The 21,108-nt window shown below is 35.0% G+C and carries 22 protein-coding genes; 17 read left to right on the top strand and 5 right to left on the bottom strand.

Going from position 1 to position 21,108, the window contains the following annotated elements; all coding sequences use genetic code 11:
* The first annotated feature begins 36 nt into the window (after positions 1 to 36).
* The 12 genes from ACFOWA_RS11655 (at position 37) to ACFOWA_RS11600 (ending at position 9,664) form a co-directional block, all read left to right on the top strand.
* A complete protein-coding gene (locus ACFOWA_RS11655; protein ID WP_378985290.1) occupies positions 37 to 1,446 on the top strand; it encodes a hypothetical protein in 1,410 nt (469 codons plus the stop codon).
* A 9-nt stretch (positions 1,447 to 1,455) separates the two neighbouring features.
* Complete coding sequence (locus ACFOWA_RS11650; RefSeq protein ID WP_378985288.1) at positions 1,456 to 1,959, top strand: DUF6714 family protein; 504 nt, start codon at positions 1,456 to 1,458, stop codon at positions 1,957 to 1,959.
* A gap of 197 nt (positions 1,960 to 2,156) precedes the next feature.
* Positions 2,157 to 2,702 carry a hypothetical protein gene (locus tag ACFOWA_RS11645; RefSeq protein ID WP_378985286.1) on the top strand — a complete coding sequence of 182 codons (546 nt, stop codon included), beginning with the start codon at positions 2,157 to 2,159 and terminating at the stop codon, positions 2,700 to 2,702.
* A 24-nt stretch (positions 2,703 to 2,726) separates the two neighbouring features.
* Positions 2,727 to 3,959: a YARHG domain-containing protein gene (locus tag ACFOWA_RS11640; RefSeq protein ID WP_378985284.1), complete on the top strand. Its 1,233-nt coding sequence runs from the start codon at positions 2,727 to 2,729 to the stop codon at positions 3,957 to 3,959.
* A 15-nt stretch (positions 3,960 to 3,974) separates the two neighbouring features.
* The gene (locus ACFOWA_RS11635) at positions 3,975 to 4,904 is read left to right on the top strand and encodes a hypothetical protein (RefSeq protein ID WP_378985283.1); all 930 of its coding nucleotides are present in this window, start codon (positions 3,975 to 3,977) and stop codon (positions 4,902 to 4,904) included.
* A gap of 26 nt (positions 4,905 to 4,930) precedes the next feature.
* Positions 4,931 to 5,335 carry a hypothetical protein gene (locus tag ACFOWA_RS11630; protein WP_378985281.1) on the top strand — a complete coding sequence of 135 codons (405 nt, stop codon included), beginning with the start codon at positions 4,931 to 4,933 and terminating at the stop codon, positions 5,333 to 5,335.
* Positions 5,336 to 5,390: 55 nt separating this feature from the next.
* Positions 5,391 to 6,047 carry a SanA/YdcF family protein gene (locus ACFOWA_RS11625; RefSeq protein ID WP_378985279.1) on the top strand — a complete coding sequence of 219 codons (657 nt, stop codon included), beginning with the start codon at positions 5,391 to 5,393 and terminating at the stop codon, positions 6,045 to 6,047.
* The gene (locus tag ACFOWA_RS11620) at positions 6,044 to 6,838 is read left to right on the top strand and encodes a hypothetical protein (protein WP_378985277.1); all 795 of its coding nucleotides are present in this window, start codon (positions 6,044 to 6,046) and stop codon (positions 6,836 to 6,838) included. The genes ACFOWA_RS11625 and ACFOWA_RS11620 overlap by 4 nt, the downstream gene beginning before the upstream one ends.
* A 9-nt stretch (positions 6,839 to 6,847) precedes the next feature.
* A complete protein-coding gene (locus ACFOWA_RS11615; protein WP_378985275.1) occupies positions 6,848 to 7,567 on the top strand; it encodes a hypothetical protein in 720 nt (239 codons plus the stop codon).
* 284 nt (positions 7,568 to 7,851) lie between these two features.
* Entirely contained in the window at positions 7,852 to 8,223 is a 372-nt protein-coding gene (locus ACFOWA_RS11610; protein ID WP_378985273.1) for a hypothetical protein, read from the top strand.
* A gap of 109 nt (positions 8,224 to 8,332) precedes the next feature.
* Entirely contained in the window at positions 8,333 to 8,902 is a 570-nt protein-coding gene (locus ACFOWA_RS11605; protein ID WP_378985271.1) for a Crp/Fnr family transcriptional regulator, read from the top strand.
* Between the two features lie 84 nt (positions 8,903 to 8,986).
* Entirely contained in the window at positions 8,987 to 9,664 is a 678-nt protein-coding gene (locus tag ACFOWA_RS11600; protein WP_378985269.1) for a type 1 glutamine amidotransferase domain-containing protein, read from the top strand.
* Positions 9,665 to 9,718: 54 nt separating this feature from the next.
* On the opposite strand, the gene ACFOWA_RS11595 is transcribed toward ACFOWA_RS11600, so the two are convergent.
* Positions 9,719 to 9,973 carry a hypothetical protein gene (locus ACFOWA_RS11595; RefSeq protein WP_378985267.1) on the bottom strand — a complete coding sequence of 85 codons (255 nt, stop codon included), beginning with the start codon at positions 9,971 to 9,973 and terminating at the stop codon, positions 9,719 to 9,721.
* A 724-nt stretch (positions 9,974 to 10,697) separates the two neighbouring features.
* Between ACFOWA_RS11595 and ACFOWA_RS11590 the strand changes: the two genes are divergently transcribed.
* On the top strand, positions 10,698 to 12,080 hold the full coding sequence (locus ACFOWA_RS11590) for an MBL fold metallo-hydrolase RNA specificity domain-containing protein (protein ID WP_378985265.1): 1,383 nt from the start codon (positions 10,698 to 10,700) through the stop codon (positions 12,078 to 12,080).
* A gap of 192 nt (positions 12,081 to 12,272) precedes the next feature.
* Here the strand turns inward: ACFOWA_RS11590 and ACFOWA_RS11585 are convergent, their stop codons facing one another.
* Both ACFOWA_RS11585 and proB read right to left on the bottom strand, forming a co-directional pair.
* Positions 12,273 to 13,547 carry a glutamate-5-semialdehyde dehydrogenase gene (locus tag ACFOWA_RS11585; RefSeq protein ID WP_378985263.1) on the bottom strand — a complete coding sequence of 425 codons (1,275 nt, stop codon included), beginning with the start codon at positions 13,545 to 13,547 and terminating at the stop codon, positions 12,273 to 12,275.
* Between the two features lie 110 nt (positions 13,548 to 13,657).
* A complete protein-coding gene (gene proB, locus ACFOWA_RS11580; protein WP_378985261.1) occupies positions 13,658 to 14,737 on the bottom strand; it encodes a glutamate 5-kinase in 1,080 nt (359 codons plus the stop codon).
* A 280-nt stretch (positions 14,738 to 15,017) separates the two neighbouring features.
* Here proB and ACFOWA_RS11575 point away from each other — a divergent pair, with 280 nt between their 5' ends.
* From ACFOWA_RS11575 to def, 4 genes are all read left to right on the top strand, one after another.
* On the top strand, positions 15,018 to 17,168 hold the full coding sequence (locus tag ACFOWA_RS11575; RefSeq protein ID WP_378985259.1) for a S9 family peptidase: 2,151 nt from the start codon (positions 15,018 to 15,020) through the stop codon (positions 17,166 to 17,168).
* 295 nt (positions 17,169 to 17,463) lie between these two features.
* Positions 17,464 to 17,916, top strand: coding sequence for a hypothetical protein (locus ACFOWA_RS11570; protein ID WP_378985257.1), 453 nt, complete (start codon positions 17,464 to 17,466; stop codon positions 17,914 to 17,916).
* A gap of 26 nt (positions 17,917 to 17,942) precedes the next feature.
* A complete protein-coding gene (locus ACFOWA_RS11565; RefSeq protein ID WP_378985255.1) occupies positions 17,943 to 19,175 on the top strand; it encodes a M16 family metallopeptidase in 1,233 nt (410 codons plus the stop codon).
* A 146-nt stretch (positions 19,176 to 19,321) separates the two neighbouring features.
* On the top strand, positions 19,322 to 19,882 hold the full coding sequence (gene def / locus ACFOWA_RS11560; protein ID WP_378985253.1) for a peptide deformylase: 561 nt from the start codon (positions 19,322 to 19,324) through the stop codon (positions 19,880 to 19,882).
* Positions 19,883 to 20,156: 274 nt separating this feature from the next.
* On the opposite strand, the gene ACFOWA_RS11555 is transcribed toward def, so the two are convergent.
* Together ACFOWA_RS11555 and ACFOWA_RS11550 are read right to left on the bottom strand one after the other, a co-directional pair.
* Positions 20,157 to 20,795: a hypothetical protein gene (locus ACFOWA_RS11555; protein WP_378985251.1), complete on the bottom strand. Its 639-nt coding sequence runs from the start codon at positions 20,793 to 20,795 to the stop codon at positions 20,157 to 20,159.
* A 52-nt stretch (positions 20,796 to 20,847) separates the two neighbouring features.
* Positions 20,848 to 21,093 (bottom strand): NifU family protein, encoded by a 246-nt coding sequence (locus tag ACFOWA_RS11550; protein WP_123207213.1) that lies wholly within the window; start codon positions 21,091 to 21,093, stop codon positions 20,848 to 20,850.
* Positions 21,094 to 21,108 lie beyond the last annotated feature (15 nt).

The following is a 21,108-nucleotide window of genomic DNA, read 5'->3' as shown; positions in this document are numbered from 1 at the left end:
GTAAACATCATTACACCATTTAGCTCTGATAAAATAATGAATAATACTTTCTTTAAAATCTTTGCAGTAACTGCCATAATTCTGTTAGTATCAAACATAAAAAGCTTTAGTCAAGAAGTAAAATTTCCTGAGAGTTTTAAGGCAGAACCTTCGATTTTTAAGGGGATGAAAATTGCCCAAATTCCTAAAGAAGCACAAACCAAATATGGCATTACAGATAACCCAGGGTTAATTACCAATGTCTCCAAAACCAAAGGTTTTTTAATGAGTGGAAAACTTCAAAACGTAAAATCAGTTTACTTCGAAATTTATGAAAATTTAGAAGACGGTAAATTGAGTTGCGGATTTGAAGTGGCAGAATTTGCATCGGTTGCCGAAATGGATGAAATTCTCCCGAAAACAGATAAACAAAACGCAAGTGTTATTTTATTATCGGTAAAAAACTATCTAATTATAGTTTATGGTCCTGCGTCAAATAACATTGGTAAAAAACTTGATGGTATTTCAGCATATTTTCAGCAAAAGTTAGGAGCCAAGTTAATTCAAGATAGAAAAAGAGAAATTATAACATCGGTTACAGAAAATTATGTAACGAACTTACCTCCACCATTGCCACCAGAACCAAAGGGCAGCTATACCAGCATCGCAATTGAAGATTTAGATAAACGTATTGCCAATAGTGATGGTTTGGCTTATATAAGAAACAAAAAACGCGAAAAATTAGTCCCTGGAAAATATTTAGCTACAAGCACCTATCCAGTTTTCGAAACGTTAAGTTTTACGCTCAATAAAGACAGTTTGCTACATGGCGATTACAACTATCACTTAGCAGATGATTACAGCAAATCGCCGAGCAAAGAAAGCAAATTAACTTACGACAATGGAGTGCTGGTTTCAGAAATTGTTTACAAAGATGGTAAACTCTTGGGCTCAATAACTTATTCGGCTTCGGTAGTTAAAGAAAGTAATGATTATTTGATTACGATAAATACAACTACAAAAAGTTCAAATAGCAGCGACAAAGAAGTGCTTACCGTTTTTCGCAATCGTAAACCTATTTCCAAAATTACCACAAGGTTAGGTGTTTCGGTAATTCGTAAAGATTTCGAGAAAAAGAATTTGGAGCACTTTAATAACAAAGGGCAGTTAACAAAGCTAGAGAAAGTAGGCTTAATTGAACATTACGATAACAACGGAAAGGTAACCTACAAAGAAGAATGGATAGGCGACAATCATTTTGTGTATAAAAATGGAAGATTGAACACTAAGGAAATTGCCGTAAAAGGCAAACAACAGTATTTAGTTACCGAGTATGATGAAAATGGAAAAGTAATCAAAGAGTTTTCGAGAGGTGTTGAAGATGGTATAGCAATTGCCAATCCGGATGAATATGAAAGGAATTTAACCGAGGCGCTGTTTAGTTATTACAAAACCAAAGTAAAATAGCGTTGACGTATGCTTAAAACAGATTTAATTAATAAGATAAAGCTTGCTTTTAAAGACGTAAGACTAGAAAACGGCATTGGTTTGTGGGAAGCCCAAGGTTTAGACGATTACGCTGATGATGAAACGTTAAAGAGTTTAAGGACAAGAGATGAGCGGATAAATTGGGAAAACTTGAGTTATCAAGACTTGGCGTATTGCGAAAGTTCTTTAGCATTTTTTGATGCCAAAGGGATGCGGTTTTGCCTACCGCAATTTTTAATTTTTGACATTCTTGAAGCGAAAATTCTAAAAGAGCAAAATCTATCATCACCGGAGGTGGTTTTTGCGCTTACTAACGATTTGCATAGCGAATGCCAGTTGAATAGATTTTCGCTTTTTAACACTAAACAAATGGAATGTGTTATTTCATTTTTACACTATAAACTAGCAATCATCGAAGAAGATGAGGAAAATTATTTTTATAAACAGCTTAAAGATGGCATAACATTTTGGAGCGATAAACTTGGTAATTAGCGAACGAACGGTTTTGTTTTTTGCATTGACCCAACAAATCTAAACCCGACAGCAGCGAGCACGAACCCGATTTTTTTTCGGGTGAGTAAAGCGAATGGCGGGGCTATCGGAACCGATGTAATACCGAGCCTTGCTTTTCAAAAAATAATTATAAAAATGAAAAATACATCTTAGGGATTTAAAATGCTAACATAACTATGGAAAAAAATTGGTTATTTACCTTCTTCTTTCTCTCCTCCCTAACTTGTTCTGCTGGCGGCCTGTCTGCCTGGCAAGAAGATACTCCTTATGACCACAAAATAGACCATGATGGCACCTCTGGTGGTTGGGTTTGCCTCGCTTTAGATACCACTTCGGTATGTTTTAAAGAGTTTTATTTTTACAAAGGTTGCACCATTGCAAAAAGTGATAGCTTGTATTATATCATTAATGAACGCAAAGCAACGGTACAACAATTTAACAACCAAAAAAATTGGCTAAAAGCTATCAAAGCGCAAAATTTAGAGCCATTTTTTAAAAGAGAGTTTAATTCAGATTATAGTTCTGCATTTGGCGATGGCTTATTTTTCTTTATAGTATTTTTTCCGTTCCCTTTTCTTTTACCAATAATGTGGCTTTGCTGTGTTTTTAGTTTGCTTTTCCCTTGGGCTTGGGCTATGGGTTTTCGAAAGCACTTTTCGTGGGTTTATCCAACCATAATTTTTATCATGATTTTATACAGTAGTTTGCCTCAAAGCATTTAACTGAATTTATTTTAACAACCTTAAATGATGAAAAACATCTCCTTTTTTATTTTAAATCTATTTTTTGTTGCCTTTGCCAGTTTTGCACAGCAAAAAACAGCAGTCAAAAATTGTCCTTGCACCATCCCATCAGAAATTAGCGAATGGAAACCACAATTGATTAAAGGTTACGATACATCGGCTTATGCCAACAATTTTGCAAATAGCGTAAATGGTGTTTACATAGCCGAAGACCGCGACTCGCTGTACCAGATTAAAATTATTGTAGATGCAAAATCTTATGCCAATTTTGTACATTTTCAACACCTTAGTTTTAGTAAAGCAAGACTGATAAACAAACACATAACCCGATGCGAGGAGTTACCCAATGTACACGATGGTGGCTGGATAGGGCAAAATATTTTCACGCCTGTAAAAGCCATAAACAGACAAATAGTAGCGTCATCTTTTTTTGTGGGCGAAAATTATTTAAGAGTTGATAAAACCCGCTTTTACAGACTTTACAAATGTGATAAAGAAAGCAAATTTGGTATACACGATGCAGATAGACAACGTTATTACCGCAAAGTTTATTGGAAACCAGAAGGGCAATTTACAGAAATTTCTCCATTCGGTTTTACCCAAAAGGAAGTGAAAAAATACAATAAACAGCAACTGGCCGAAATGCGAAACGAAGTTTATGCCCGTTACAATTTTGCCTTTAAAGATGGCAGTAAATGGTATAATCACTTCAACAACAAACCAGATTACCGCTGGAACCATTTTAAAGATGTAACGCCTTTTTTAACTCAGGTAGAAAAAGAAAACATCAAATACATTACCGCTTTTGAAAGTGCCGATTATTACGATAACCAATTTCAAAATGATTTCTTGACATTTTGGGAAGAGCTCAGAAAGAGTGTACTAGAGCAAAACCAACAGCAACTACAGTCGTTAGTACAATTTCCTTTTGAAATTGACGGCGATTTAGACAATATGCCTATTTTAAAATTAAACTCGCAGCAATTTGAAAAAATCTGGCCACTGCTTTTACAACAAGAAAACTACGGTATAGATGAAAAAGGCAAACCGGTATCATTTCTTGGCAAAAGTGTTTTTAACAAAGATGATGCTTTTACAGAGCAGATGATTAACACCAGAAGCAACAGCATGGCTAACTTTAATTTCGAAAAAGTAAATGCCGTTTGGAAACTCAATGGTGCTTATGCTGATAATGAGTTATATCCTAAAATACAAAATCTTTTAAACACGAAATAGACTAAGCAGCCTACAATGAAAAAATTAATTTACCTCATACTCTTTACTTCCCAAATCAGCCTTGCGCAAAACAATACTGGTGTAGATTTTAAAAAAATTGAAGCTCAAGCTTTAAAAGTTGCCAAAACGAGCAAGCATACAGATTTAATAAAAAGCTTTATTGCCGATAATAAGGAAACCGAGCAGATTACACAAAGCGATTTAATAAAAGATTATGTGGGTTTTGGTATCTTAATCAACCCAAAAAATAACTCTGCAAAATTACTGCCTGCCAAATACACTTTTGATATCAAAACACGTTTGTCTGCTGTTGGCGTGTTAGGCTTAGATAAACCAGAATTGTCTGCAGAACAGCTTGAATATCTATCGGTTTACACAAAAAATCCTTCAGCGCTTAGCAAAGATAAATACTTCAAAACACTTAAATACGAAACCTTTGCTAGCGAAACCAAACTAGGAAATGGCAGTGATATCATCCTTAAAGACCAAAATTATATTACTTATTTTACGGTTAATAACAACTTGATATATGCGCTTGGCTTCAGTAAAACTACCGATGAATTTATTTTTTATAAATTCGATACAAAAGCCATTCCTAGTGATGATTATTTGCTTATCCAAATGGAGAAAAATAGAAAAGTAGAATGGGAACAGGAGCGTAAATTAAGAGATGTTTTTCCGCTTTATCACGATGTGAGAATAGACGAAATCCGTACAGCGTTATATTATTTGCTTCGTGAAGAACCTTATAAATCTGACAAAAAATTGATGGAATATGCAAAAAATATGCGCCAAAAGTTAGAGCGAACCAACATTAGAGCATTTATTACTGAACTAAACTATTTTTTGGATTTAAAAATTAATGAGCAATATTGGAAGTATAGAAGTGAGGAAGTTTTAAATCTTAAACATACATCAGCTCATTCTATAGCCGATATTATTTAGGTAATGCCAATTACAAAGAGGCAGAAATGTATTTCATCCGAGCTTTATTAAATTATAAAATTGTTTCTGCTGGCGGAAGTACAGCTCAGAAAGATGCAAATAGAATAATTTACGATTTAAGCAAGGTTTACGAAAAGCTTGGTAAAACCGATGAAATGATAGGGTATTTGATTCCACTTTTAAATGGAAATGGAAGCATAAGTTATGCTACAGAATTGTTAAACGCATATATCGACAAAAATAAAATCGATAAAACAAACTTAAAAAAACAGCTCGATACTTCGTTTCAAACTTTAGAAAATTTAAGAAACGATGGCACTTATACTTTAATCTTCAACGGAAAGATAATTTTCTTTTACAGCGTTTTTAACAAAACCTCAAGTAGTTTCGCAAAGGAAGTTATGGAAACTGATTTTTATAAATCTTTATAAAAAAATCAACAACGTTATTTCCTAGAAATATGTCTTAAGAACTGATATTTTATATATGAAAAAACTTTTTAAAGCTGCAATTGCATTTTCAATATTGGCATTTCTGGTGGTATTGGTAAGCAATTATAAAGTAAATAATCTCACCAAAAATTTAATTTATAGCGATCTGCAAACCTTACCCAAAACCAAAGTTGCCATAATTTTTGGAGCAGGCATTAACGGTGATAAACCCAGCCGATATTTAAAAGACCGTTTGGATGCAGGTATTTCACTCTATAAAAACAACAAAATTGATAAAATTTTGCTTTCGGGAGATAACGGAAGAAACGAACACGATGAACTTACTGTAATGAAGTTATATTGCTATGAAAACGGTGTGGATACCAACAAAATTTATGTCGATTACGCCGGTTTTGATAGTTACTCTACCATGTATAGAGCAAAGCACATTTTTAAAGTTGATACCGCAGTTTTGATTTCACAGCAGTATCACCTCAATCGATGCATTTACCTTGGTGAAAAACTGGGCATTAAATGTTATGGTTTCAGTGCCAATCGAGGCATCTATAAAGGCTATAAATATTATGCTTTCAGAGAAAAAATATCAATCACAAAAGCAGTTTTGGATGTGATGATAAAGCGAAAGCCAAAATATTTAAGAGAAATTGTAGATATTAATGGTATATCAAATTATACAAAAATTAACCAATGAAATATATTAGTTTAATAGTAGTGATATTACTTTTTGGATGTAATCCTTTTCCAAAAAAAGATGCACATCCAGAAGTTCCTTTATTAGCGGATTTACTAAAGGATGAAACCAAATTCAAAAAAGTGTTTGATGGGAAAGATTTCGGTGAAGTTGTCTTTTTAAACGATGATAGAATACTTATCAAACCGAACAATAGCAACCTTCCTTTTAAAATTTTCGATGTAGATAATAAAGTCATATTTAAAGCTGTCTACAACTGGAATATGCCTTTTTACATAGATGAAAAAGGAAATTTATATTTTAATCAACAGAAATTTTTCTACCCAGATTATAAAAAGCAAGAGAATTTTAAAACTGTAGTTGTTGCAGATAGTTTAAGCAAAAAAGCAGAACAAGTAAAAGGTTTGAATGATAGTTTGGGCTTGCAAGCCATTAAAAAATATGAGATTGAACTATTAAAGCCCTATAATTTAGTTCCTTGTGAAAATTCTATTGTTATCACTGTTGGCTGTAGCGTTTTTAAGATTAAAAACAACACATTAATTGTAATGCAAACAGACCTTTTTAAAAGTGAACAAAATAAACCACAATTTGAAATACCCAAATTTGATGATGATGTTTTAACTGGATGGAACAATGGACGTTTACCAAGTCCTGCCTATTTAGCATATTACGAACTTAACAAACAAAAATTTAAGTGCGACGATATGACTAATCCTAAAACCATCACATTAAAAAGTAATACATATTTTTACGCTTCAAGTTTAGGCCTGTATAAAGTATTATTTTAATCAAACCTTATGAAAAATCTGATCATAATCTTGCTTTTATTTGTCGGCATTAAGCACTCTATAGCCCAAACCAAACAACAAACCATTAAAAAAACAGCAAGCAAAATAACCGATTTTATACCTCCAAAATGGAAATTAATAGCCGAAGCTAAAGGTGATTTAAATAAAGATGGATTGGAAGATTGTGCTTTAGTAATTGAAAACACAGATGATAAAAATTTCATCAGCAATGCTGATAGATTAGGTGGCGATACCTTGAATATAAATCCTCGGTATCTATTGGTTATTTTTAAAAAGAGCAATAGCGTTTATGAGTTGGTAACAAAAAATACTTCACTTATCCCGCCTATAAATAGCCAGGATAGCCCTTGTTTAACTGACCCATTTGCAGAAAATGGCGGTATAGAAATCAACAAAGGTTTATTAAGTGTTCACCTCCAAAATTTTTATAGTTGTGGCGCCTGGGAGGTTTACAATTTCGATTATATTTTTCGCTACCAAAACCGACAATTCGAATTAATTGGTTACAACAAATCAAGTTTGCACCGTTCTTCTGGCGAGGAAACCTCTAAAACAATCAGTTTTTCTACAATGAAAATGAATTATACAAGTGGCATCAATGCTTTTAAAGATGGTAATAAACCAAAAACCGTTTGGAAAAACATCAAACCAAGAAAGTTATTATCGCTCCAAACTATAACGGCAGATTCGCTTGATGCTTTTGATTGAAAATAACGTTCGCTAAACTAGCCAGTTTACTGCGTTTGCTCGTTTTTTAGCTTTTAAATAAAAGCCCATGAGCAATTTATTAATATAAATTCTAATATACACCAGCTAAGAGCACTGTTATTCAATGGTTTATAAATTTAATTTGAATCTATAATACCTAAATTTATAGACCTTTTTCCATACTTGTTATTTTCATTGGCACAGTCGTTGTAATGTTGCAATTGCATTTACTAACCAAAATCTGTTGTTTACCGCAGCTGATTTTTAATATGAAAAACAATAAGATGAAAAAGACAGTTCAAATTTTTAGCATGCTTTTGATAGCATTAACAGTATTGGTATCTTGTAAAAAAGATACAGACCCGGCAGATAGAGATTTATTCGTAGGGACATACAAAGGTTCGGTTTCTTACGCAAATGGTTCAAATCAAATTACAAGTACCGATGGAAAAGTAACAGTTACCAAAATTAATGATACTTATAGTTTCTTCTTCGGAAACAACATTCCAGACATTACTGGTGTCAAATTTCAAGAAAGTGGCAACACATACATTAGTGTTGGCACAGGCTTAATCGGAATTACCATTGATGCCAGTACTTTAAAAATTGGCGTTTCAAACAGTAACGGAACCTGGACGGCCAATTGTACCAGATAGAATTAAAAGAATTTAAAGCCCTGATTTGCATCAGGGCTTTTTTTGGCTAAAATTTTCTGCTTAGCTATTTAAATTTCAAAGCAATTCCGAATTTATTTAGCTTTACAAAATGAGCTTTGAATTAAAGAAACATCTCGAGCAAATCATTTCGCTTACCGAACAGGAATTTGAATACATCAGCAGCCATTTCCATTCAAAACACCTTAAAAAACATCAATATTTAATACAAACCGATGAACCAGTAAAATACATTTATTTCGTAATTAGTGGGCTTTTAAAGGCAACCTATACCGATGTAAATGGCAAAGAATACATCATTCAGTTCGCAATGGAAAATTGGTGGATTTCTGATTTCCAGGCATTTTATAATAATGTTAATTCAATTACAAATATCAGCTGTTTAGAAAACGTAGAATTGCTTTATATCTCTAAAGAAAATTTAGAAGAAATTTGTAAGCAAAGCCACAAAATGGAACATTTCTTTAGGGTTAAAAACAGCTCTGGTTACGTAGCCTTACAGCAAAGCATTTTATCCTTGCTTAGCACCAGTCCTAAAGAACGCTTTGAGCAATTTACGCAACAATACCCACAACTTGGGCAAAGAGTTTCCAAAACAATTATTGCATCTTACCTAGGCATTTCAAGAGAAACCTTAAGCAGATTAGCTGCGAAAGTGTGATTTAACGCACAAAAAATTTGTGATTTCCGTCCTTTGCATTCGAACTGTTTAAGTATAATTTTGTTGTACACTTATAATAAAATTATGAACAAAAAAGTTTTATTCGTGCTTACGAGCCACGACGAATTAGGAAATACAGGTTTAAAAACAGGATTTTGGTCAGAAGAATTGGCTGCACCATACTACACCCTAACCGATAAAGGTATCGATGTTGTTTTGGCATCAGTAAAAGGCGGTCAGCCACCAATAGACCCAAAAAGTGAAGACCCATCATTTCAAACTGATACCACAAGAAGAATGGATAAAGACACCGTTCTTTTAGATAAATTGAAAAACACAACGCCACTTGCAGAAGTGAAAATGGAAGATTACGATGCGGTATTTTATCCAGGCGGACATGGACCACTTTGGGATTTAGCAGAAAGCGCAACTTCACAAAAACTTATTGCCGATTTTTACGCCGCAAATAAACCAGTTGCTTTTGTTTGCCACGCTCCCGGCGTTTTGAAAGATGTAAAAGTAGATGGTGAATATTTAGTAAATGGCAAAAACGTAACAGGCTTTACCAATACCGAAGAAGAGGCAGTTCAATTAACTGATGTTGTACCATTTTTGGTAGAAGATATGTTGGTAAAAAACGGTGGAAATTACACTAAAATAGCAGATTGGAGTCCATACGCGGTTGTAGATGGCCTATTAATAACAGGACAAAATCCGGCATCATCAGAAAAAGTAGCTGAAGAATTATTGAAAATTATTTAATTATAAATTTTATACAGACTGCTAAGCTTAGCAGTCTGTATAAAATTATATTTGCTACAACTCCTCTTCTTCTTCATCCTCCTCTTCCGGCACATATTTTTCAATCGCCTGGCCAATTGCATTAACTTCCTCATCTTCCTCAAAAATTGGAAGTTCTGTTTTATAATCCATTTTTAACCAGATTGATGATGTATCTTTCTGAATTTGAATGTATTCTCTACCATCTTTAAAAATGGTATATGAATCGTTTCCTTCAGGAAAAACTGAATAATTTATTGGTCCTATTTCTATGTCAAATGGTTCTTGCATGGGTGTTTTTTTTGGTAAAGGTAATTGATAATGATTCGAAAATGAAAGATGAATAAGGAAGTTTAGCATTAATGTTTATGCACCAAAAACACAATTGCTTGCGAGACTGCTTCTTGCCTAGCAATCTCAATCACCCTTAATCCCAAATTAAAATAACCTAGCATTTAAGCACCATTAATAATTTGAAAATGAAGGGTTCTGTTTTTCATCGGATTTGCAATCCCGCTATTCACTACAATCTTTTTCAACTTCTGCTGTAGATTAATTAACGGCATTGGAACAAGTAACGAAAAAAGCAATCCAATAACTGATGCGCAAATCAAAAGTATTTTCGTTACTATCGGGTTTAATAACAACGTACTTTCACTTTTGGCAACAGCTGAAAGGCGGATAATTTAGGTTCGGTACGTTCATAGAATCTCACAATTGTGCCACTTAAACCCGACTGAAGTGGAAAACCCGCATTCACGATTTTAAAGCACTAAACATTCCTTTTTTATTCCTCATTTTATTTACCCACAAGCCTTATCGGGAGCGGATTTGGAACAAAAGGTGGGACCAACCCTAGCCGAAGAATTACTAGCATTGCTTTCCCAAAAAATTTTTTCAATAATGGCTTCCGAAGGTCCTAAACCATCAAATAACTAAAAAATTACTTATCACTGCTTAAAAATTGCGGCATTTGTATTACTTTACACCAAACAATTTACCGATAGATTAGAAGATGAAGTTAACGTTTTGGGGTGCTGCGCAACAGGTAACAGGAAGTATGCACCTGCTTGAAGTTGGGCATTATAAAATACTGATAGATTGTGGGTTGGATTACGAAAAGGAAACTTATCAGGAAGAAAACCAATTGTTTCCTTTCGACCCAGCAAGTATTAATTTAGTGATTTTAACGCATGCGCACATCGACCATTCAGGGAATTTGCCTACGCTGGTACGCCATGGTTTCGATGGGCAAGTGCTATGTACGCCGCCAACTGCCGACTTAACTTCGATTTTATTATTCGATTCTGTTGAACTTTTTTTACGCAAACAAAGCAGAAAACCTAGAACGAAACGTGGTAATTTTAGCGGACCGAAACCTTTATACCTGCACAAACATGTGATGGATACCATCGATCGTTTCGTTACAATAGCGTTTAATAAAGCTTTTAGAATTAACGGCGATATCAGTTTAACGTTCATCCCGGTAGGGCATTTATTGGGTGCTGCAGCAGCAGTTTTAACCATAAACGATAATGGTGAGGAAAAGAAAATTGCTTTCTCAGGCGATATTGGCAGAGAAAATTATCCTGTATTAGTTAAGCCAGAACCCATACCGGAAGTTGATTATTTAGTGTGCGAATCTACCTACGGCGGACGCTATCATACCAAAGACCAAACTCTTGAAGAAAGATTGGTTAAGGAAATCGAAGAGGCTTGTATTAAAACACCGGGACGATTGATAATTCCTGCTTTTAGTATCGGCAGAACCCAATCTTTAGTGTTTGCGCTGAACCAAATTTTCACCAAGAAATTATTGCCACCTGTGCAGATTTTTGTCGATAGCCCGATGGCGATACACGCAACTGATGTGTATAGAAAGCATCATAATCTGGTCAATCAGGAGGCGAAAGATTTCTACAAAACCATGGGTGATGAGTTTGAATTTGAGCATTTAGCTTATGTGCAAACCATGAAAGAAAGCAAAGATGTTTCTAATTACTTCGACCCATGTATTATTATTTCTTCTGCAGGGATGTTAGAAGGCGGTCGGATTCAAGACCATTTGTATTATAACATTCAAAATTATTACTGCACCATTCTTTTTATTGGCTACTGTGCAAAAGGTACGCTTGGTTATAAATTACTGAGTGGCGCACCAATTGTTAGAATTAAAGACCGCGAAATGATGGTTTATGCAACCATCCGCCAAACCGACTTACTAAGTGGCCACGGCGACCATGATGATTTAGTACGAACAGTAAAACAAACCGGACAGCCCAAGAAAGTCTTTTTGGTTCATGGTGAAGATAAAAGTTTGAGAAGTTTATCTGCAGCTTTACAGGAAGATGGTTTTGATGTAGCAATACCGGAACGGGGAGAAGTTTTTGAAGTGTAAGTTTGTTCATTAGTCATTGGTTCATTGGGTGAATAGCCATAAACATTAGTTGGTTCATTAGTCAATAGTCATTGGTTCATTAGGTGAATAGCCATAAACATTGCGAGGCGTGAAACAATCCTAATAGGTTTTGCATTAACCGATTGTCGTAATTGTTTCGTCATCTCGCTATGAGTATGAGTTGAGTTTCCATCATCCATCATCCATTTTCCCTCTTCCATCACCCCTTACTTGCCCATTTCCTCTAATTACCCATTTGTAACTCGTTAACTCTTCCAAACCCATTGGTCCGCGGGCGTGAAGTTTTTGTGTACTGATACCAATTTCTGCACCTAAACCAAATTGAGCACCATCAGTAAAACCTGTTGATGCATTGGCGTAAACCGCAGCAGCATCTACCTGATTTAAAAATTTTGTAATGCTATCCGCATCTTCAGAAATAATGGCCTCGCTGTGTTTTGAGCTATATTCTGCAATGTGATTAAGTGCTGAATCCAAATCTTCTACCACTTTTACCGCCATTTTTAATGATAAAAACTCAGTTCCAAAATGTTCCGGATGAGCAGGATTTAAAAGTTCGGCTGGGTAAGAAGATTTTAATTGCTCAAAGCTTTTTTCATCAGCGAAGAGTATTACATTTCCTTCTGCCAAAGGCGAAAAAAGTTCTGCAACATCATTTAATCTATTTTGATGGATTAATACACAATCTAAAGAATTGCATACGCTCACTCTTCTTGTTTTTGCGTTGAAAATAATGGCTTTGCCTTTTTCCAAATCACCTGTTTCATCGAAATAAGTATGCACAATTCCTGCTCCTGTTTCAATCACCGGAATTTTGCTTTCCTCGCGAACGTAATTAATTAAAGATTGACTTCCACGAGGAATCAGCACATCTACAAAGCCCCTTGCATTTAATAAAGCCTCGGTTGCTGCACGTTCTGCTGGCAACAAGGTTAATACATTAGGATTAATTTTGTGTTTGTTTAATACCTCATGAATTACTTTTGTAATGGCTAAGTTGGAAAATTCAGCATCACTTCCTCCTTTTAAAACCGCAACATTTCCGGTTTTAAAACAAAGCGAAAATACATCGCCAGTTACATTCGGGCGGGCCTCGTAAATAACTCCAACAACACCCAATGGAACACGGATTTTTTGAATCTGGAGTTTGTTTTCTAAACTTTTGTCTGATAAAATTTCTCCCAGAGGACTGTTCAATTTCACAACATTTTCGATATCATCGGCAATGGCTTTTATTCTATCTGCAGTGAGTTTTAACCTATCATATTTTGGGTCTTCGGATGGCATTTTAGCCAGGTCTTTTTCATTGCCCAACAATATAGTGGAAGTGCTTTCTACCAAAGCTAAAGCCAAATCAGAAAGTACCAGGTTTATCTGTTCTTTAGATAGCAGGATTAAATCTCTGGAGGCTTTTTTAGCGTTTTCGAAGTATGTTGTGTAACTCATATTGTTGTTTTTAAACGCAGAGTGCGCAGAGTTTTCCGCAGAGTAACGCTAAGTTACGCGATTAACGCAATTGACTTTGCGCCAATCTTAGTGTTCTTTGCGGTAAGAAATTAAATAGCCGAATAAAAATAATCGTAATGTACCAATGCTTTTTGCTTTTTCTGCCCAAGTCTTTCTCTAGCTTTGTCAGACCCGTATTCTGCAATACCTAAACCTATTAGCTGGTTATCTTCGCCGACTATTTTAATAATATCTCCCTTTAAAAAATCAATTTGTATCTCCATAATTCCGACTGGCAATAAGCTTGTTGCTTTGCCCGATGTTAATACGTTTTTCGCTCCATCGTTCAATTTCACAATTCCAGTGGCGGCGGTTTCAGAATGTGCAATCCATTTTTTCTTACCCGATTTAATTTTCTCAGGAACAAAACGGGTGTGAATCAAATCTTTATTGAGCAATGAAGTCAATACGTCATCGGTTGTACCATTGGCAATGTGAACCGTAATACCAAGTTTAGCAACTTTTTGTGCCATGGTCGATTTTGTTACCATCCCACCACGCCCAAATTGCGATTTACCAGTTTGAATAAAAGACGCTAGATTTGAAACCGAACCAGAGATTTCTTCAATCACTTCAGAACCAGCTAATTTTGGGTCGCCATTGTAGATGCCGTTCACGTTCGATAAAATTATCAAAGCATCTGCATTTAACATAGAGGCAATTAAACCAGCTAATTCATCGTTATCGGTAAACATTAGCTCGGTAACAGAAACTACATCGTTTTCATTTACTACCGGAATAACATCATTCTGCAACAAAATTTGCATGCAGTTTTTCATGTTTAAATAATGTGCTCTATCACGAAAATCTTCCTTGGTAACCAAAACCTGCGCACATTTTATCTCGTGTGTGGCAAAAAAATTAGAATAAGTGTTAATCAATTTTACCTGCCCAATTGCTGCCAATAATTGCCTTGTGGTAACGGCATCTTGTTTTTCTGAAACTTTAATTAAACTCCTGCCCGCTGCAACCGCACCCGAAGAAACCAAAATCACTTCGATGCCTTGTTGTTTTATAGCAGCCAATTGATTTACAAGATGATTGATTCTGCCTTCATCTGGCAAACCATTCGCCTGTGTAATTACATTCGAACCAACCTTAACTACTATTTTTTTGTACCCTAATTTCATTATAACTGTTTGATGCGGCAATTTAACATCTTTTTTTTATTTGACCGATAATGTAGCTTTTTGTGACCCTTCATAAAAAACTCTATAAAAAGTCAAATTAGTAGTTTAATTATTTCACCAAGAACCACTAAGCTTTGTTAATAAACCCGATTGTACGAATGCCGCTTTTCGAAGCATTAGGGAAAGCAGGACTGCAAACCTCCATGAAAAACCGAACCACTCATTTCCAAAAAAATCTGCAAAAATTCCTTAAATTGCATTTACCTAAATCAAACCAATTATGAAACGTATCTTGTCATCCCTGATTTTGCTTAGTGCAATTTCGGCTTGTAATAATCCTCAAAAAAAAGAAATGGAACCCATAAAATGGCCTGATGCGAAAGCACCTGTGGCGGAGATTATTCCGCATAAACGTATAATTCATGGCGATACCGTGGTAGATAATTACTACTGGATGATTGATTATTTTGCAAAAGGACCAGACAGCACAAAGGTTGTTGATTACCTGAAAGCAGAAAATAAATACCTGGAGACGATGATGAAAGGAACTGAAAAGTTTCAGGCAGATTTGTTTAAGGAAATGAAAAGTAGGATTAAAGAAAAAGACGAATCTGTACCAGTGTTTAAGAATGGCTATTTTTACTATAGCCGTACCGAAGATGGACAACAATACTATAAATATTGCCGCAAAAAAGGCAGTTTAAGTGCCAAAGAGGAGGTTTTGTTAGATGTTGATGAATTAGCAAAAGGCCATTCTTATTATAGTGCAACCGGTTTTAGTATTAGTCCTGATAATAGGTTGCTGGCCTTTGGTGTGGATAAGGTTTCTCGTAGGCAATATACTATTCAGGTTAAAAATTTAGAAACTGGTGAAATTTACAAAGATGCAATTACCAATACAGAAGGTGGTGTGGCTTGGGCAAACGATAATAAAACGCTTTTCTACACGTCGAAAAATGCGGTGACTTTACTAAGTGAGAAGATTAAAAAGCATGTTTTGGGTACGGATGAAAAGACTGATAAAGTAGTGTATGATGAAAAAGATAATTCGAATTATATTGGTGTTTCAAAATCGAAAAACGGAAGATATATTTTTATTGGTTCGCAAGGAACATTAACAACTGAATATCGGATGATTGATGCCGACCATCCAGAGGCAGCTTTTAAGGTTTTTACCGCCCGTAGTAAAGATGTTTTATATGATGTTTTGCCTGTTGATGATAAGTTTTACATCGTAACCAATTGGAATGCAAAGAATTTCCGTTTGATGGAATGTCCTTTGGATAAGACAGAAAAGGAGAGTTGGAAAGAAGTAATTCCAAATCGTAAAGATGTTTTGCTTGAGTATGGTGATGAATTTAAAGATTATTTGGTACTATCTGAACGTAAAAATGGCTTAACCGAATTGCGTGTTTTGAAAAAAGGTGGTGGCGATTATTACATTAAATTTGAAGAGCCCGTTTATGCTGCTGGCATTGGTTCAAACCCCGAATATAACGGCAAAATGCTGCGCTATTCTTACACTTCATTAACCACACCGAACTCTACTTACGATTATGATTTAGAGAAAAAGGATAAAAAGCTAATGAAACAGCAAGAAGTAGTTGGCGGCTATAACCCTGAAGATTATGCTACAGAACGTGTTTTTGCTACTGCTAAAGATGGTACCAAAATTCCTATTGCATTGGTTTACAAAAAGGGATTGGAGAAAAATGGAAAAGCGCCGCTGTTATTATATGCCTACGGTTCTTATGGCGCAAGTACCGATGCTACTTTTTCATCACCAAGGTTAAGTTTATTAAACCGTGGGTTCGTTTTTGCAATTGCCAATATTCGTGGCGGACAAGAAATGGGTCGCCAATGGTATGAAGATGGTAAACTGATGAAAAAGAAAAACACATTTACCGATTTTATTGCCGCAGGCGAATATTTGGTAGAGCAGAAATACACTTCAAAAGGCCATTTGTATGCCAACGGTGGTAGTGCAGGTGGTTTATTGATGGGCGCAATTGTTAACATGGCACCAGATTTATGGAATGGAGTAATTGCCGATGTTCCTTTTGTTGATGTGGTAAATACCATGCTGGATGAGAGCATTCCTTTAACCACAAACGAGTTTGATGAGTGGGGGAATCCGAAGAAAAAAGATGCTTATGATTATATGAAAAGCTATTCACCTTACGAAAATGTAGAGAAAAAAGCTTATCCAAATATGTTGGTTACAACGGGTTTACATGATAGCCAGGTACAATATTTCGAACCAGCAAAATGGGTGGCTAAACTAAGGGCAATGAAAACCGACAAAAATGTATTATTGCTTAAAACCAATATGGATTTTGGTCACGGTGGCGCATCAGGTAGATTTGATTATTTAAAAGATGTATCATTAAGATGGGCGTTTTTATTTGCATTAGAGGGTATTGAGCAGTAATGTAGAAAGCTTATATAAACAATACCGATACATTTTACCAAAGAGAACATAAAGAAAATTCACAGAGAAAACAGAGTTGAGTAATGAATTTAAGCGTATTTCTATGAGCGGTCGTCATTGCGAGGAGGCTTTTTCAGCCGATAAAGCAATCTCTTAACTCAATTAGATAAAATAAGAGACTCAGTTTTACCACAAAAGAATCAAAAGAAAACAAAAGTTAACATTCAGTACTTCAATCTACTTTTGATTCTTTTGTGGTTTAAAACTTTTAAAAATATTTCATTCCAAAACCACAATGAGCACCCAAATAAAAACACTTCAAATTATACACCTTGCTTTATGCGGTGGTATATTTTTATTCGCTTTGGTCACCATTTTTCTAAATAGAGAAATGATGTTTTTTGATGCCAACCCAGCCACAACAGCTCAATTTAATCCTATTTTTCCGGTTGTTGGTTTGATAACACTATCGGCTAGTATCTTCTTTTTCAAAAATGTGATTTCAAAAATTGATAAATCTGATGATGTAGATTCTAAAATCAGTCAATATCAAACCGCTTTTATAATAAGCGCCGCTTTGTTAGAAGGTGGTGCATTATTTAGTATAGTTGGGTTTTTCCTTACTCAAAATGCTTTCTTTTTATTATTTGCTGCTGTAAATTTCATTTTTCTTGTTCTTAAAAGGCCTACAAAAGATAAATTGATTTCTGCCTTACAATTGCAATACCCTGATACGGAGGCATTGTAATCAAATAGCCTTATCTTTGCCACCCAATGGAATACAATGTTCATACTTTACCTAACGGCATTCGCTTATTGCATGTGCCCGCGGCCTCAACTATATCTCACGCTTGCATAATCATCAATACAGGCTCTCGTGATGAACCAAATGGAAAAGCTGGTTTAGCACATTTTATAGAACACCTGATTTTTAAACGCACAGAAAAACGCAGCACCAATCAAATATTAAATCGATTGGAAAGCGTTGGCGCAGATTTAAATGCCTACACTACAAAAGAATATACCTGTGTACATGCTTCTTTTTTAAATCCTTATTTAGATAGAACATTAGAACTTTTTAATGATATCATTTTCCATTCTACCTTCCCGGAAGAGGAAATGGATAAGGAGAAAAGTGTTATTCTGGATGAAATTGCATCTTATTTAGACCAACCCGAAGAGGCGATTAATGATGATTTTGAAGATATGCTTTTCGCAGGTCATTCGCTAGGAAACAACATTTTGGGTACCACAGATTCGGTTCAAAATTTTACCCGTGAGGATGTTATCAATTTTAGAAAGGCAAATTACCGCACCAATGAAATTGTAATTGCTGTATTAGGAAATTATAGTTTAAACAGTGTGCTAAGTAAAGGCACTAAGCATTTTGCGGAAGTGGAAGAAAATACGCCCGCCAAAGAACGTATTAAACCTAAAAAACTAGCTCAAACTAACACGACCATTTACAAACCCATCATGCAGGCGCACTGCATTTTAGGAGTTCAGGCTTATTCCACACATCAGCAAGAAAAAGTGGCTTTAATGTTACTGAACAATTATTTTGGTGGCAACGGAATGAGTTCTGTTTTGAATCTTCAGATAAGAGAGAAATATGGAATTGCCTATACCATCGAATCGAATTTTTCTCCGCTAAGCGATACCGGAATTTTTTCCATTTACTTCGGTACAGATAAAGAAAAGCAAAACAAAGCGCTATCGTTAATTTTCAAGGAGATTAAAAAACTTAAAGAAAATCCATTAAACGAATTGCAACTACAAAAAGCTAAAAACAAATTTATAGGGCAAATTGCTTTAGGAGAAGAAAATAGGATTGGATTAATTATTTCAATGGCGAAAAGTTTAATAGACCATAATAAAATTGATTCGTTAGAAACTGTATTTGAAAAGATTAATGCCGTAACAACTGTTCAAATGATTGAAGTAGCTAATGAGATTTTGGATATCGAAAAGCTAAATATCTTTACATTCTCGCCAATAGAGGAATAATTCTTATTTTTGTAGCGTTAAGCAATACCAGCTTGTCATCCTGAGCTTGTCGAAGGATTAATGAAACAATAATCTTCAACAAGCTCAGACTTACAAATCGTTCAAATGATACCCTCGGGTTTAATTGCCTGAAAGAAATATACACAATGAAATTACCCATAGTAGCTTACGGAGATCCTGTTTTAAAAAAAATAGGAACCGATATTGATAAAGATTATCCTGAATTAAAAGAACTAATTGCAAACATGTTCGACACCATGTATTATGCAAGTGGCGTTGGTTTGGCTGCGCCACAAATTGGTTTGCCAATCCGCCTGTTTATTGTAGATACAGGTGAAGATGAAGATGGAAATCCTGGCTATAAAAAAGTGTTTATCAACGCACTAATTTTAGAAGAAACCGGCGAACTCTGGAACTTCAACGAGGGCTGTTTGAGCATTCCCGATATTCGTGAAAATATTCTACGCAAGCCAAATATTAAGATTAAATATTTAGATGAAAACTTTGTAGAGCATATAGAAGATGTTGATGGAATGCCTGCTCGTGTAATACAGCATGAATATGACCACATTGAAGGAAAGCTTTTTACAGATAAAGTAAGTATTTTGCGTAAAACAATGCTTAAAAGTAAACTTGATGCGATATCGAAAGGAAATATCAGTACAGACTACAAAATGAGATTTCCGAATAAGAGCAAAAAACGATAGTTTGAAATTTAAAATTTAAGGGGGGAAATGGAAACATTTTCCCTTTTTTGTTTTACTTGCAAAAATATACTCAGGTAAAAGGCTTCTATGTCTTATATAGTAACTTTTATAAGTATTAATAGAAGAAAGCTTTTTTAAGATCTACCTCTGTGATTTTCTTTGTTCTACCTTTCGCAAAATCTCTAACATTCTAGCACATAATGAGATTGCTTCGCTGGCTGAAAAAGCCGCCTCGCAATTACAAAGAGCCTATCAAAGTTTCAAACTAAAAACCCTAATTATCACCTCGCTTCTTATCGCCATCAAATATTTGCTGCATCAATTTACCCCATGCAAAAGGATTTAATAACGGATTGGTTTGAACCATATTCTTGTTGATCATCCTATCAAAATTGTACCGGTAATTCTGACTGCTAATTTCTCCACCATCACGAGGAAGTGATTGTATTAATCCATTAATTGATGACTTAGAAAGATTCTTTTTAGCGATTGCCAGATCGTCATCAGCAAGTTTCATCGATAGAAACTCATGTGTAAACTCTTCGGTAGTAGCCCATGGAAAAACACGGACTGTAGGTAGATTGATAACTTCAGATTGTAGCTTTACCATAATCGTGTATTTGCTATCTGGTGTACTAACAGGAATTATAGTTGAGAATTTTTTATAGCCTATAGCTGTAAATAAAATAGTATCGCCAGGACTAACAATAAATGTAAAATACCCTCTATAATCAGCACCTACTCTTCTACTTTTGGCAGAAAGATTTGTTATTGTAACATAGGGTATTACATTTCCACTATCAATATCTGTAATGATACCTGAAAATTGGATAAGTTTATCCTGTGCAGACTTTTGTTGGGCAAAAGCGGTAACAGAAAAAATTAGCAACATTAAGGCAATACAATATCTCATCAATACAAAAGTAATTTTAATAATAAAACTTCCTTGTTAAATATTGTTAAAGCTATTCTTGCTCTGCTAAATCAACAGCAACAACCGATGTGATTTCAGGAACAGCTTTCATTATCGCCTGTTCAATACCCGATTTCATTGTCATAAAACTCATCGGACAAGAGCCACAATTACCCAAAAGTTTTAACCTTACAATACCATCAGCTGTGATTTCTTCAACAGAAACATTCCCTCCGTCTGCCATTAGGTATGGCCGTATAGTTTCCAATGCCTGTTCAACTCGCTCTGTTAAATTCATTATATGTTTTTTAAA

It is taken from the genome of Pedobacter lithocola, assembly GCF_042650845.1.
Classification (GTDB): domain Bacteria; phylum Bacteroidota; class Bacteroidia; order Sphingobacteriales; family Sphingobacteriaceae; genus Pedobacter; species Pedobacter lithocola.
The sequence above is the reverse complement of the archived record's forward strand: the minus strand, read 5'-3'. Positions and strand labels throughout refer to the sequence as shown.